This is a genomic window from Chitinophaga hostae (assembly GCF_018224885.1).
Lineage (GTDB): Bacteria > Bacteroidota > Bacteroidia > Chitinophagales > Chitinophagaceae > Chitinophaga > Chitinophaga hostae.
Genome location: NZ_JAGTXB010000007.1, coordinates 134,713 through 150,078 on the forward strand (window position 1 = coordinate 134,713; position 15,366 = coordinate 150,078).

8 protein-coding genes are annotated in these 15,366 nt (G+C 48.6%); 1 reads left to right on the forward strand and 7 read right to left on the reverse strand.

The window, feature by feature from the left end:
- Nucleotides 1-17: 17 nt before the first annotated feature.
- The 7 genes from KE626_RS16280 to KE626_RS16310 all read right to left on the reverse strand — a co-directional run bounded on the left by KE626_RS16280 (nucleotide 18) and on the right by KE626_RS16310 (nucleotide 12,885).
- Nucleotides 18-3,380: a DUF1080 domain-containing protein gene (locus tag KE626_RS16280; protein WP_211973981.1), complete on the reverse strand. Its 3,363-nt coding sequence runs from the start codon at nucleotides 3,378-3,380 to the stop codon at nucleotides 18-20.
- A 35-nt stretch (nucleotides 3,381-3,415) separates the two neighbouring features.
- Nucleotides 3,416-4,693 carry a Gfo/Idh/MocA family oxidoreductase gene (locus KE626_RS16285; protein ID WP_211973982.1) on the reverse strand — a complete coding sequence of 426 codons (1,278 nt, stop codon included), beginning with the start codon at nucleotides 4,691-4,693 and terminating at the stop codon, nucleotides 3,416-3,418.
- 187 nt (nucleotides 4,694-4,880) lie between these two features.
- Nucleotides 4,881-6,479 carry a RagB/SusD family nutrient uptake outer membrane protein gene (locus KE626_RS16290; RefSeq protein ID WP_211973983.1) on the reverse strand — a complete coding sequence of 533 codons (1,599 nt, stop codon included), beginning with the start codon at nucleotides 6,477-6,479 and terminating at the stop codon, nucleotides 4,881-4,883.
- A 17-nt stretch (nucleotides 6,480-6,496) separates the two neighbouring features.
- Entirely contained in the window at nucleotides 6,497-9,772 is a 3,276-nt protein-coding gene (locus tag KE626_RS16295) for a TonB-dependent receptor (protein WP_211973984.1), read from the reverse strand.
- Between the two features lie 117 nt (nucleotides 9,773-9,889).
- Nucleotides 9,890-11,023 (reverse strand): FecR family protein, encoded by a 1,134-nt coding sequence (locus tag KE626_RS16300; protein ID WP_211973985.1) that lies wholly within the window; start codon nucleotides 11,021-11,023, stop codon nucleotides 9,890-9,892.
- 63 nt (nucleotides 11,024-11,086) lie between these two features.
- Nucleotides 11,087-11,704: an RNA polymerase sigma factor gene (locus KE626_RS16305; protein WP_211973986.1), complete on the reverse strand. Its 618-nt coding sequence runs from the start codon at nucleotides 11,702-11,704 to the stop codon at nucleotides 11,087-11,089.
- A gap of 302 nt (nucleotides 11,705-12,006) precedes the next feature.
- Nucleotides 12,007-12,885, reverse strand: a complete 879-nt coding sequence (locus KE626_RS16310; protein ID WP_211973987.1) for an ROK family protein — start codon at nucleotides 12,883-12,885, stop codon at nucleotides 12,007-12,009.
- Nucleotides 12,886-13,299: 414 nt separating this feature from the next.
- Between KE626_RS16310 and KE626_RS16315 the strand changes: the two genes are divergently transcribed.
- A complete protein-coding gene (locus KE626_RS16315) occupies nucleotides 13,300-15,210 on the forward strand; it encodes an SPFH domain-containing protein (protein WP_211973988.1) in 1,911 nt (636 codons plus the stop codon).
- Nucleotides 15,211-15,366 lie beyond the last annotated feature (156 nt).

The window sequence follows — 15,366 nt, forward strand, 5'->3', positions numbered from 1 at the left end:
ATTATCTCTTCACCAAACTACAGCGTCTTCACCCTGATATTTCTGAAACGCACTTTTGATCCATGGCCAAGGAAACCGATATGACCGGTTTCATTCTTCAAACCAGGATGCTCCTTGTGATCGAGCGTACCATTTTTACGGGCATCTGCAATATCACCATCCAGGATCACGGTACCATTCAGGATTACCTTGATATGCGTACCATCAACAATCGCTTCTTCCACATTCCACTCTCCTACTGGTTTCAGGAAACCGCGTTTGGCAGGAATTACGCCATATACAGAACCGTGATACTGGTATACGTGCAGGTCTTTATAGATATCTGCTTCGTTATCCAGGATCTGTAATTCCATACCCTGGTAAGCCGCATCGCCTTCCAGCGGAGCGCGTACACCCAGACCATTATTCGCGCCTGGTGTTAACTGGAACTCAAAACGGAAAGAGAAGTTCTTATACTCATCTTTCGTATAGAGGTTACCGTGTCCGCCATTGGAAGGATCTATGATCAGGTCGCCGTTGTCAATTACATAGTCTTTGGTATTACCTACCCATTCGTGCATGTTGGTACCATCGAACAACATTTTGTAACCAGCTTTCTTCTCTTCGTCGCTCAGCACATAAGGCTTAGGACGCGGAATTTCCCTGATATACAGATCGCGGTAAGCTACATAAGTGCCGTGTGCCTGCAGCTCAATCTGCTCTTCCGGGAAAATTGGCAGGCCACGATCCCAGTAGTTTTCCAGGATGGTGTTATCGGTTACCAGTTCGCCGTTGAGATACACGGTTACGCGGTCGCCCTTCATGAGGATACGGAAATGATTCCATTCGCCGATGGCGTTGTCTGCCAGTTTCAGCGGTTTGCTTTCATGGCGCTGGTTGTTGTATAAACCGCCGGAACCTACCTGCGCGCCAACGTCTGTGCGGGAAGTATCCCAGATCTGCACCTGCGGGGTACCACGAAGATAAATACCAGCGTCGCCCTGTGCGGTGATCTTCCAGTCTACCAGCATTTCAAAATCACCATATTTCTTTTCGGTGCAGAGGTTATCGCCGCTACCGCCAAATACAAGCAAACCGTCTTTTACAGACCATCCTTTACGCATGTTGTCATCGGCTTTCTGCTGTGCCTTGGCGAGCGCTTTTGCATCCATTTTTCCACGGGCAACGGGATTTTCCACCAGGCCCTTCCAGCCACTGAGGTCTTTGCCGTTGAAGATCGATACAAATCCGTCGCCTGCAGGCATTTCTGCGAGGTACTTACGGATAGACTGACGCTGATAATCTGCGTCGCCGCCTTTCAGCACCTGTGATGTTTTTTCCAGCAGCGCGCGTACGGTAGCGCCATTATAGCTTTTATCGGCCAGGGCAATATTCATTACTGCATTGGCAGCGGCCTGTTGAACAGACGCGTTATCGAGATAGTTACCGGCAAACAATAATGCAGGCAATGTTTTGCATTGTTCTGCACTTTCCAGTATTTTCTTCTGTAATGCCGGTGTGGAAGATAATTCCATCGCATTGCGCAGCATCAGCAGCTGTTGATCAGCCGGGAACGATGACCTGCGGGTAAGCGAAACGTAGCCCGACAGTGCATCCTCACGGTAAGTGCTGTTGGCATTGTCCCGGGCTATCTGTAATAAGGCGGGGGCAGCTGCCGGATTTTTCCAGGCAGACAAAGCTACTACGGCTGCTTTTTTCGTAGTAGCGTCACCGTTATTAAAGGCAGTGAGTACGGGCGACAATGCAGCTGTTTCGCCGATGCCTGCCAATACAGGAAGATAACGTGATTGTTTATCGGCAGATGCCTGTTTCATCTGTCCCAGCACATCACCGCTATTGGCGCCGGCGCTGATCAGTGCCGCCTGGATGTTGCTGATATCAGTGGTGTTGGTGGTATTATTCAGTAAGGTAAACAGTTCAGAAAGATTTGACCTGGTAGCCACATCTTTCAGCGCACTGATAGCAGCACTGCGGGTGGTGGCATCTGTGCTGGCAGTAAGCGGCAACACATCATTTACACGGCCGTCTGCTTTACGTGCAGCCAATACCGTTAGTAAAGCCGTTTGTGCTGCTGCCGGCATAGTAGCCAGCGCAGCGCCCGATTGTGCAGCTACTTCATCGCCTGGCATAATGAGCAGGGCGTCTTTCACTGCGTCTGTGGTGGCGGCATCACCAGTCTTCATGGTTTGCAGCAAAGCAGGTAAGGCTTGTACACCACCGGTTTGACCGGCAGCTTTGATAGCGGCGAGTTTTACGCCTGTATCCTTGCTGCCCAGCAGTTTCAGGATAGCTGGTAAAGCAGCGGCTACTTTATTATCTCCCAACATAGCTATTACAGCAGCTTTATTGGCATTATCAGCACCCACGAGTTTCTTTAACCACAGGGCATTGCCAGCCAGGCCTTGCTGACCTGCAAACTTCAATGCAGCATCACGATACTCGCGGTTTTTATCATCGGCAGCGGCGAGCAACAACGGCATACTCTTTTCGCCACGGATGGCGGTAAGCAGCTTCAGTGCAGCAGTGCGGGTATGTACCTGTCCGTCTGTTTTAGCCTGCTTCAGTATACCGTCCGCGATTTTTTCCGCGGCAGTTTTGTCGGCCAGTGTGGCCGCATAGTACAGGTAAGAAGAAGTAGCATCTGTTACATCATAGGAATAGCCACTTTTAGCAGCGGCGGCAGCCAGTACAGGTGCGGATGCCGGAGCGCCGATCTGTGCAAGGGCATACAGGGCCACTTTCGCCAGTTTCTTGTCGCCGTCATTGGCTAAAGGAGCAATAGCTGCGGCAGCGGCAGTATAACGGCTATCACCCAACGCTTCTGTAAGGGTAATGCGGTTAAAGCCTTTGGCAGATGGCAAAGCCTTCAATAATGCTTCCTGTGCTGCAGGCGTATTGATTTTCACCAGGGCACGCGCAGCGGGATCACAAAGACGGTCGTCGGTTAAACAAGCCTGCAGCGTACTTACGGCATCGTTATCGCCAACGGTTTGCAGCTGTGTGAGGAGGAATACTTTATTTTCCGGATCGCCGGTTTTGGGCAGGGCCTTGCAAAGCGCCGCCACCGCCTGTTTACGGGCGGCTTCCTTTCCCGGTTGCGTTACGTAGAAGGCATAACCTGCAATAGCGTACTGCAACTGCGTATTATCGCCTTTACCCGGTGCAGCCAGCATACCGGCAATAGTTGTCAGCCCTTGTTCTCCCAGGGCCGCAATGGCCTCCATATTGGTATTAAACTGCGTTTTATTCGGGGCCGGCATCAACGCCAGCACATCGGCTATTTTGGTATGAAAGGCACGCTGATCTGATGGTCCCTGCGCGGAAACCAGGCTACTCCAGCCAACCAGCAATGCAATGAGTAAGTGTAATATCTTTTTCATAATTCATTTACTTATTTGTTCTGATTCCGGCTGTTTTAGATAGTCCATGGTCCACGCATCGGCTGATAGATGAGGGCATTGGCGCCTGCATCATCAATAAACTCCTGCTTCACCGGGTCAAATTTTAAAGAGCGGTTAAGACGCAAAGCAATCTTACCCATATTTACCAGCGTAGCAGAGCGATGACCATTTTCTTCATTCAGCGCAAATTTGCGGCGGTTTTTAACGGCGTCCACAAAATCTGTTTGCTGTGGTGCAGGATCAGGGAAGGAAGCCAGCTTCTTTTCCAAATCCTGTATGTCCGAGCGGAAACCGGGATACAGCTTGCCTTTCGGTCCTTCTATATAAGCGGCCTTTTCATCAGCGCCTTCTCCATCGAGAATAATCTGGCAACCATCGGCATAAGTATAGGTAATCCTTCTCCAGGTACCTACGGCATCAGGATGTTGCTGCGGTGCATCTACTTCTACACTCACCGGGCTGGTATCATCTTTACCGAGGAAGTACTGGATGGGATCCAGGTAATGCTGTCCCATATCTCCCAAACCGCCACCATCATAATCCCAGTAACCACGGAAGGTTTGGTGCACACGGTGTGGGTTATACGGACGATAAGGTGCAGGGCCCAGCCACATGTCGTAATCCAGTTCTTTTGGCACCGACATAGCTTCGAGATTGGTTTTACCTACCCAGTAAAATTTCCAGTCAAAGCCGGTATGCTTGCTCACCGTTACTTTCAGCGGCCAGCCGAGCAAACCGCTGTCCACCAGTTTCTTAATGGGTTTCACGGTAGTGCCCATTCCATAAAATCTGTCTTCAAAGCGGAACCAGGTATTCAGGCGGAAAATTCTTCCATGCTGCTGCACGGCTTCCACCAGGCGCTTGCCTTCGCCGATAGTGGCTGTCATTGGTTTTTCACACCAGATGTCTTTACCGGCGCGGGCCGCATCTGCTGCAATAATACCATGCCAGTGAGGAGGAGTGGCTACGTGTACGATATCCACTTCCGGTAACGTGATCACTTCGCGGTAGTCGGCAAAAGTTTTTACGCCTTTGCTTTTGTCTCCCAGCTGGTCCATCGCCAGTTTCAGATGACTCTTATCTACATCGCAGAGCGCCACCACCCGGGTGCCTGCGTAGCCAAAGTGGCCTCGTCCCATGCCACCGGTGCCTATAACGGCTTTGGTCAGCTGGTCACTCGGTGCCAGGTAACCGCGGCCCAGCACATGCCTGGGCACAATTGTAAATGCAGCAAGCGCTCCCAGGGAATTCTTGAGAAATGCCCGCCTTGAATCGCTGTTTTGTTTCGCCATATTTCAGTTTAATTGTATGCCGGGTTGATTAATAACGTTTTTGGAATTGATAGTATTTGTTCACCCTATGATAATAAATTCACTGTTTTACCCGATTCTGGTCTACCGATTGGTAAGATATAATCTAACACCGTGATATGCAAATACGGGTAAGGAAATTTGATAAGCGGCAAAATAGGTTTTATAATCAGTACCCTGGATTCTGCACCATATCCGGATTGGAAAGCGTTTCCTTTTCAGGTATGGGCCACAGGTAATCCCTGTCGGTATAGGCACGGTCCTGCACCTTCACGGCCACGCCTGTTTGCGGATTGGTGGCGCCGAATACCTGCCCGTTCATCACCTGCTTTACAATTCCCCATCTACGGATATCAAAATAGCGCTGCCCTTCAAAGGCCAACTCTGATTGACGCTCACGGCGTATAAGCTGCCGCAGCGCATCGGCGGTATTATACCGTTGCATGTCAACAGCCGGCATTCCTGCGCGGGTACGGATATCATTTAAATGAACAGCGATGGCCGGATTTTTTGAATCACCCAGCTCTATCAGTGCTTCTACATAAGATAATAACACTTCACTGTAACGGATAATCATAAAGTCAAGCGACCCACCTCTGCCCTGCCGGTCACGCGCATCCAGGTATTTGCGGATCCAGTAGCCGGTGGCGGTAGACTTCTGCACGCCTATTTTATCGGTGTTTGCAGGAGAGTTATCAAAGGGCGATAAAATATAGTTGGCATCCAGGAACTGCTCGCCAGGATACAATACCGACGCCACCAAACGGGGATCACGATTGTTCTTATAGTTAGGATCCTTCCGGTATATCGCCAGGGAATCCGCTCCCAGCTCCGCCGGCGTCTTGCCCTGCTTTGTTTCAAAATTATCTACTACCTGGGAAGTAGGCGATACATAAGTTTCGCCGCCAATACCATAAGGCGCAAAGGTGGTCCAGGCATTGCCACAACCGCCTGCCTTAAAAAATATTCTTTCTTTATTTAACTCACCGGAATAGCTGAATAACTCCGCATAATTATTTACACCGGGCTTTTCACTACGGTATAATTTATATACACCCGACTGGATCACTTTGGCCGCAGCGTCCCTCGCCACATCATAATGATGAAAGTACAAGGCCAACCTCGCGATTAACGCATTGCAGGCGCCGGCAGAAATACGCCAGGTTTCATCACTGTCATATTCCTGTGGCAGATTTGCAGCACAAGTTTGTAATTCACCCAATATAAAAGCATATACCTTTTCGGCAGATTCGCGCTTCATGTGATTTTCCAACGGGGTCAGCGACTGGGTTACAATAGGAATATCGCCAAAGAAAAGCATGATCTCCATATGATAAAATGCACGGAGTGCGCGCGCCTCAAACTTCATCCGGGTACGTAACCCGTCATCCATAAAACATTTATCTACATTCTCCAGGAAACGACAGGCCCTGCGGACATCAATATAATCATCTCTCCATATCCATTCTGCTACATCCCAGGTAGGGTTTTGCAAACCGCGCGTATAAATATCATAATTTCCACGGAAATCGCCACGGCAAACGGCTTCATCACTAAGCCCCGACCAGAACATTACATTACGGCCATCAGAGCCCGCCGGTATGCCGGCATAAATAGAAGCCAGCGCATTATAGGCATGCCCTTCCGTTTTCCACCACTGTTCGTCCGTTACACCGGAAGGATTATCATGGGTGAGAAATTTTTTACAGGCGGGTAACGACAATAAAGTCAGCGCCAATGTTATGATAAGACTATATTTCATTTTCATCGTAAAAAATTTAATAATTATAATTGAATGCTCACCCCGGCGGTATACATCTTCATAATCCCGTAAGTCCACTGGTTTCCCTGGCTTTCCGGATCTACCAGTTTCATGGAAGTAAATACAAAAGGATTCTGCGCATTCACATATGCCCGGGCACTGTTAATGCCTATACGTTTTAACCTGGTGCTGCTGAAATTGTAACCCAGCTGAATATATTTCATACGCACATAGGCGCCGTTCTGCAACCAGAAATCGGACGATAATTTGCTGATGCTGGGAGAAGTGGTAAGGCGCGGAAAACGGGCATTGGTGCGTTCCGGAGTCCAGTAATTACCCGCATAGTATTGGGTAGGCACGCCGCCATCGAACGACATATCCAGCGGGTAAGCGAGCATCCCGCCAAGGGTAGCATCATTTTTATTCACACCCTGTAACAGCATTTCCAGCTCCCATTTTTTATAGGTAATCCGGAAGTTGGCAAAGAAATCTGCTTTGGGCGTAGGATTGCCGATAACTGTTTGGTCGTTCCCGTCAATAATACCATCTCCATTTATATCCAGGTAGCGGATATCACCAGGTTTTTCATTGGCAATAACAGGTACCAGCGCAGTGCCATCCGGCTTGAAGTCGGCTGCCTGCAACAATCCATTCGTTTTATACCCATAAATACTATTAAGGGCATATCCCTCTTTATTGATCGATTTCCCACTGTAAATGTAGGGCCCTCCCCGAAGAGAAAGCAGGGTATTGTTATTATAGGAAATGCCTGGTCTTACCGACAGGGTAATATCTTTTCCAATACGGCCATTGTAATTCAATGACAGCTCTATTCCCTTATTACGGAGCTTTCCTGCATTAATAGGAGGTGTGCCCATACCGCCAACATAAGACACCGGCGGATTAAGAATAATACCATTTGTTTTCTTGTCGTAGAAATCAAAGGTCATTTCCAGGGCACTGTTAAACAAGGCCAGATCCATTCCCAGATCCAGCATATCCACCGTTTCCCAGGTAATATCAGGGTTACCAAATACTGATTCCACACCATCTGTGGCGCTGATCATACTCTGGTACTGATACAGACCAATGTCTTCATTTCCCAGGCGGCCATAAGATGCACGCAGCTTCAGGTTGTTGATAGCGCGCATCGACTGCATAAAGTTTTCTTTATGCACATTCCAGCCCAATGCTACAGAAGGAAACGTACCAAACTTATGTCCGGGACCAAAATGCGAAGATCCGTCTGTACGCATGGCGCCTTCCAGCAGGAATTTATCTTTATAAGAGTAGTTGATTTTGGCGTAGAAGGACAACAGCGATTTTACGGCCCAGTAGTCACTATTATTTTCTTCCTGGGAATAACCTCCCATCACATAAAAATGATGATCTTTCAGGTCATAGGTATAATCTGCTGTGACGCCTGCATAGTAATAAGTAGTTCTGGCCATGCTGGCAGTGCGCTGTACTCCCCAGGTCTGTGCCAGCTTTCCGGTGTAGTAGTCGAAGAAATAATAGTTATCGCGGGTAGTCCTCGTAACATCGCTGTTCAGGCGAAAACTGAATTGTCCGCGGAGATTCAGTCCCGGCAATACTTCCCATTTTGGTTGCAGGTTAATGCTGGATTGTCCGTATTCATTGGCGCTGCGGCCTCCATGCTCAGCATAGGCCACAGGGTTTACAATGTCCACATAACGGCCATATATCACCGGCGAACCATCTTTCTGCGGATACTTTGGTAAAATAGTGGGCGGTACCCGGAAAATATCTTCCAGTATCCTGTTGCCATCATTACCATTGGGTCTGTTGGGATAAAAAGTATTACGCTTGATGGCCAGCATATCCATATACACCAGGAATTTTTTGTTCAGCGTAATAGAGGTATTGGCGCGGATATTATACTTATTGGAATGATTTAATGGTATCATCCCCTGTTGGTTCTGATAGTTGGCGGTAAGGGCAAAACGGGCGAGGCTGTTACCACCGCTCACACCTACCGAATGACTGGTAATAGGTGCCGCGCGGTTAATGATTTCTTTTTGCCAGTCGGTATTGGGATATTTTATCGGATCATCACCGGCTGCTGTGTGCTTAATATCTTCTTCGGAATAAAAGGGTTGATTACCTGCGTTGACCTGTGCTTCATTAAACATACGCATATACTCCGGGGCCTCTACCAGCTTGGGCATAGTAGATGGCGACTGTACGCCGTAGTAGCCATCATAGGTTACTGTTACTTTGCCGGCCACCCCTCTTTTGGTAGTTACCAGGATAACGCCGTTGGCAGCACGCGCACCGTAAACAGCGGCGGCGGCGGCATCTTTCAGGATGGTTACACTTTCCACGGTAACCGGATCAATGTAGTCCATGTCCATAGGTACGCCATCCACCAGTACCAGCGGGTCGGAACCATTTACAGTGCTGATACCCCGGATCTTGATCACGGCGGCATCGCCACCGGGCAAACCCGAGCTCTGGGTTACCTGTAAGCCGGTAACGCCCCCCTGTAATGCCTGCGATAATGCCGTAATGGGCTTACCATTGGTTTGCTGCGCCACATTTACCGAGCTGATGGAGCTGGCAATATGTTTTTTCTGTTGCTCTGAAAGTCCTACCACCACTACCTCATCGAGGGCGGCCACATTTTCTTTCAATGAAATATTCAGCGCATTCTGGCTGCGGATCACGGTGTGTTCTTCTGCCAGGTAACCCATCTGGCTAAATACCAGGACCGCATTCCTTCTCGTTCTGATGGTAAAATAGCCATCCGCATCCGTGGTAGTACCGATGCTGTTGTTGTCCTTCACACGAATCGTTACCCCTGGCAATGCCTGTGGTGGTTCATGCATATCGTATACCCGTCCCCGTATGAGATAGGCGCTGTCTTCCAGCATAATACCCGGCGATGCATCATTCCCGTTTTTTGATTTTTCCCTGGGGATGATGGCCACCTGGTTACGCACAATGCGGTAACTGAGGCTGGTATTGGCCAATGCTTTGTCGAGTACCTCGTTGATTTTTTTGTCCTGCAGTTCCAGGGTCAGGGGTTGTTCCCTGTTTACCAGTTCATCTTTATAAAAAATACGCCACGTGCTTTGCGACTGTATCTGGCTGAACAGCTGGGGCAGCGTACCCTGGTGCAGTTTTACAGAAAGATGATTGTCCTGTGATCTGCCGTTGGCAGAAATACCCAGGATGCCCGTGAATAAGAGAATTACAGTGAGTTTCATTGCTCTCCGGAATTTAGCGGCAATAACATTGCCTGGCGGGACACGCCATTGTGCATAGATTTTTTTCATAACTTCACTACGTTTTTTTCGTTAAACAAAAAGACAAGCCCGTCCCCGTTGTCAGCGGGGCAGTGCCACCGGAAGATGTCCCACCATCTTCCGGTTTTTTTTGGTGATATGTATGGTTTATTCTTTCTCTTTTAGTACGATGCGCTGACCAAAGCGTTCATAGCGCAGCGAGTTGGTGGCGCAGATGACTTCGAGTACGTTGTCAAGGTTTTCTTCCAGGTCAAGATCGCCGGAACAGGTTTTCAGCCCGGGCTGCGTTACCGCAAGCTCCAGCTGTATATTATAGTATCGCGTTAATTTTTTCAGGATCTCTTTCAGCGGCGTGCTGTAAAATAGCAGGCGACCGTCTTTCCAGGCGGTATAGGTAGCCACATTTACCTGGCTCACCTGCACCTCTCCGCCTTTCCTGTTCACTACGGCCATATCCCGCGGCTGCAGCTGCTGTGCATGTTTACCAAATAAGCCGTGGTCCTGTGAGCGAACCCTTACACTGCCTGTGGCCAATACCAGGCTTTGTTGCGCATCATCCGGATAAGCGGATATATTAAAACTGGTACCCAGTACTTCAGTTTCTATTCCCGAAGCATATACAAAAAACGGTGATTGTGCGTTCGGTGCAATATCAAAAAAGGCTTCTCCCTCCAGGTATACTTCCCGTTTATTTTCTTTGAAGGAAGCAGGATAGACCAGCCTTGAACCGGCATTCAGCAGTACCACCGTACCATCTTCCAGTTGTACGCGGGAACGGCGGCCATACGGCACCATCAACGTATTAAAAGCCGCCTCCGGTATTTCCGTATGCGCTTCGTTGATAGTAATACCATTGTTATTACCGGAATATATCAGTGAAGAATTCTTTCCTTTTACCACTACCGCATTACCCTGACCGGGGATCAAACGGGTATCGGCAGATGGGGCCATAGGCGCCTGCCGTTGTGCAAACTGTACCAGGGCGCTCTGCTGCCGTGGCCAGAACAGCCATCCTCCTACTGCCACTAAGAGCAATACCGCTGCTGCCACTTTCATATACAGGTAACGATAACTACGCTGACGTGGAACCAGGCTAACGGCAATATCCTGCCATAGGGCTTCCTTGTCTGCCGGATCCCATTCTTCCTTACCCGCGCCGATGATCATTTGCTGCACGGCTGCTGCCAGTTCCTGCTGTGAAGGGTCGTCGTTTTGCCCGGGTGGTACGTGATCATTTCCCAATAAATCTTCCAGTTTCAATTGTTTCTTGCCAAACTTCATGCAGCGTCTTTTCTATAAAGAGCGATAAATGGAGAAGATATAGACTCCGGAGCGCAACTTTTTTTAATTATTTTTCTGGGAGAGCCATGTCATCAGTAAAATAAGGAGCGGAAGCACCGGCATTCTCTCCATATTGGTGCGTAGTTGCCGGAAGGCCCTGTAAGCGAGTGTCCGGCAGGTAGGGATGCTGATTTTCATGATTCCGGCCACTTCATCATAAGAAAGGTCGCAGTTAAACTTGAGAAACAGCACCTCTTTTTGACGGGCCGGCAAAGCATTCAGCTCCTGCGCCAGCAGGCGGAGCATTTGCTGTTGTTGCTCGGCGGCGATGATCTGCGCCTCCATATCCGGTTCATAGGTGATAGAGAAGTAGTCTTCGATGGTGTCGACCTGTGCAACGGCTGCATTTTTCTTTACCGCCAGGTGTATCTTGCGGCGAAAAGACCGGAGCAGGTAATAGCGGATATTTACCTGTTGGGAGAGATTTTTCCGGTAATGGTAGAGATCTGTGAAAAGGTCCTGTATTGAATCTTTGATGGTAGCAGGGTCCTGCACATAACGCAGTCCATACCGGTAAAGCATTTCTGCATACTGTTCATATAATTCCCTGTAGGCCTGCTGATCGCCCTGGATGATGTTTTCCCACAAAATATTATTGGCTGCGGCTGAACGGTCTTTCAAACAGTAAATATTTAGAAGTGGTTGATGCAGCCAAGATAAATCAAAAAGTGTAAATGCGGATCTTTTCTTGCTCGGGATTTTTTCTTGCCGGGGATTTTTTTCTTGCCCAGGATTAGCCTGATTTTGATGATTCAAAGGATTTCTTTGTGATGCTAGTGATTTAAAAAAGATTAGAGAAGATGACAGCAAATACATCCGCTGTTATCTTCTCTAATCTTTTTTTAATCATTAAAGGAAAAAATCCTTTAAATCATCAAAATCAGGCTAATCCTGGGCAAGAAAAAAATCCCCGGCAAGAAAAATTACGCCTCCTGGAACACATGCCATAAACTGGCCGCACCAATAAGCGCCGCTGCTTCTCCCAGGCTGGCAGTAACGATTGGAAGCACTATCTGTTGTTGTTTTAATTCCTCTTTTAACAACGGGAAGAAGAGATTTGCTGCATTGGCGATATTACCGCCGATGACAATGGCTTCCGGCTGTTCAGCCTGGATAAAGCTGCCGAGGAAAGCGGCGAGGTTTACCGCAAATTCGTTGAATAATTGTTGTATGCTATCGTCAACGGCTATACGCGCCACCAATGCTTTTACATCTGGTACTGCTTCTCCGCTTACTTCCTGGTAACGTTTTACAAACCAGCGGGTCGACAGGTAGTCTTCCGCCATGCCATCTTTAAAGGGAGCGCACCAGCGGTTGGCATCGTTGGCCACCCCGTCGTGATAGGAAGCGGAACCCAGTCCTGTTCCCAGTGTGAGACCAATTACCCGTTGGTAATTTCTGCCTGCGCCGCTAAACACCTCTCCCTGGAGGAAGCAGCCGGCATCATTGATAAAACGGATCTGTTCCGGTCCTATATTTAATTTAGCTGCCAGCAATTCCTTTACATTTAACCCGTATAAGGCGTCATATTTATGCTGCCCCTTCATTAAACTGATCCCTTGTTCGTAATCAAAAGGGCCTGGCATGCCAATACCGATATGTTTTACACCCGCCGGCGCTTTCGCAAATACCTCGCTGATCACTGCTGCCCACGCTTCAATAATTTCAGCTGCCCCGCCCTGTGAATTAATGCGGGTGCGGTTCCAGGTCCCTTCTATGATAGACCTTGTACCCAGGTCCACCAAAGCTGCGGTGATATGAGAGCCGCCAATATCTATTCCTAACGCCGTGGAATTATTCATAAAAATTCAAGATAGAATGTTTGCTAAATCGTTTAACCTAAACAAATATAAAAAATTATTTGGTTGATTCGCTCAGAAAAATCGTTTTAGCAACGTGAAAAATGGTTAAACTGCTCCCAATATAGGGCGTTTTTTGAAAAATCAAAAAAATGGGAAAGCTTTCTGTCTGAAAATATTTTGACGGATGAAAAATAATCATCACTTTTACATCGTAATTCATTTTTACAATGGAATCTGATAATTGCTCCGGCAACAACATCCTGATCGCATACATAGCCACTAACTTCAATACTTCTCCCCCAACTTTCTGAAATAAGACTGCCCGGCCAAACCCCGATCTGACAAGTCCGTCAGCCGCCTTGCGCTGCACAGTCTCCAAACTTTACCTAAACATTCACTAACAACCCAACAACCATGGACAACACTGTTCTCAGATGGGCAATGCTCATCGGCGTGCCCCTGCTATGCCTTCTTCTGTACAAGGTAATTCTTCGTATATGCTTCGGCGTAGTAATTGTACCGGAAGACCGTATCGGTCTGGTTACCAAAAAATTTGTGCTTCTCGGTAAACAGGAACTGCCCGAAGGCCGCATCCTGGCCACCAACGGCGAAGCGGGCTTCCAGGCACAAACCCTCGCCCCCGGCGTATACTTCTGGAAATGGATCTGGCAGTACAGCGTCGCCTTCCAGCCCTTTACCATTATCCCTACCGGTAAAATAGGACTGGTACTGGCCAAAGACGGTTCCGAACTGGAAACAGGCGCCATCCTCGCCCGTAAAGTGCCCTGCGACTCCTTCCAGGACGCCGTTGCCTTCCTGCACAATGGTGGCCGCAAAGGCCGGCAAACGGCGATCATTACGCCCGGATCCTATCGTATCAATACCTTCCTCTTTGAAGTGGAAATGACAGATATGCTGTCTATCCCCGATAACGCGGTAGGCATCGTGACCACCCTCGAAGGACAAGCCATCGAAACAGGCTCCATCGCGGGTAAAACCATCGACAACCACAACAATTTCCAGGACGTGGATGCCTTCCTCGACAAAGGCGGCTATAAAGGCCTGCAGGAACAGGTAATCCTCGCGGGTTCCTACTTCATTAACCCCTGGTTTGCCAAATTGGAAATGGTAAAAATGACCGAAATCGCCATCGGCCATGTGGGAGTAGTCATCTCCTTCGTGGGCAACGACGGCGTAGACATCAGCGGCGCCGAATTCAAACACGGCAATATCGTGGCCAAAGGCACCAAAGGAGTATGGGCAGAGCCTTTAGGCCCCGGTAAATATCCTGTTAATCCCTATATCATGAAAGTAGAACTGGTGCCTACCACCAACCTGGTACTCAACTGGGCCTCCGCCAGAAGCGAAGCCCACCAGCTGGATAAAAACCTTTCTACCATCACCGTGAGAAGCCGCGACGGCTTTACCTTTAACCTCGACGTGGCACAAATCATCCACATCCCTACCAACGAAGCACCCAAGGTAATCGCCCGCTTCGGTAATATGAGTAACCTCGTCACACAGGTACTGGAACCTACCATCGGTAACTATTTCCGTAACTCAGCCCAGGGCGCTGATGTGATCAGCTTCCTCACCAGCCGTAAGGAACGGCAAACATCCGCTAAAGAACATATCGGACAGGTGCTGGATCAGTATAACGTGTTTGGAGTAGACACACTTATCGGCGACATTGTTCCGCCGGAAACACTGATGAAAACCCTCACCGACCGTAAAATTGCGGAAGAACAAAAAATCACTTACGACACGGAAAGACTGGCGCAGGAAACCCGCCAATCACTCGAAAAAGAAACCGCCATCGCGGAAATGCAGAAGGAAATCGTAAAAGCCGACCAGGGCGTATGGATCGCCGAACGACATGCCGACGCCTCCGTAAAGAAAGCCACCGGTGACGCCAACAGCGTACGTTTACAGGCAAATGCGGAAAGCGACCGTATGAAATTACTGGCTGCCGGTGAAGCGGAAAAAGTAAGGTTACTCGCCAAAGCAGAAGCGGAACGTACCGAATGGATCGCTAAAGCCGACGCCGAAAAAATTGCCCTCACCGGTAAAGCAGAAGCAGAAAAAGTATTAGCCATCGGTCAGTCCAGCGCAGCTTCCTACAAACTAGCCGTAGAAGCCATGGGTGGCAACAACTTCACCCAACTGAAAGTAATGGAAGCCATCGGTGCCCAAAACATCCGCATCATGCCGGATGTACTGATTGGTGGCGGTGATGGCGCCAACGGCCCCATCAGCGGATTACTGGGACTGAAACTGCTGGAAGATGTAGCAAAGAAGCAGGAAGCCAATAAAAAAGCGGAATAATGCCGGGGATTTTTTTTGCCCAGGATTAACTGTGATTATGATGATTTACAGGATTTTATTTTATTGATTAAAATTGATTTAAAAAGATTAGCGGAGACTAAAGCGAGTATCCACCCTTGTCTTCGCTAATCTTCTTTTAATCATCAATAAAATCTA

Bases quoted from the DNA above. Each gene is read 5' to 3' on its own strand.
- KE626_RS16310 (WP_211973987.1), bottom strand. From the start codon at position 12,885: ATGAATAATTCCACGGCGTTAGGAATAGATATTGGCGGCTCTCATATC.
- KE626_RS16280 (WP_211973981.1), bottom strand. From the start codon at position 3,380: ATGAAAAAGATATTACACTTACTCATTGCATTGCTGGTTGGCTGGAGT.
- KE626_RS16300 (WP_211973985.1), bottom strand. From the start codon at position 11,023: ATGAAGTTTGGCAAGAAACAATTGAAACTGGAAGATTTATTGGGAAAT.
- KE626_RS16295 (WP_211973984.1), bottom strand. From the start codon at position 9,772: ATGAAAAAAATCTATGCACAATGGCGTGTCCCGCCAGGCAATGTTATT.
- KE626_RS16285 (WP_211973982.1), bottom strand. From the start codon at position 4,693: ATGGCGAAACAAAACAGCGATTCAAGGCGGGCATTTCTCAAGAATTCC.
- KE626_RS16290 (WP_211973983.1), bottom strand. From the start codon at position 6,479: ATGAAAATGAAATATAGTCTTATCATAACATTGGCGCTGACTTTATTG.
- KE626_RS16315 (WP_211973988.1), top strand. From the start codon at position 13,300: ATGGACAACACTGTTCTCAGATGGGCAATGCTCATCGGCGTGCCCCTG.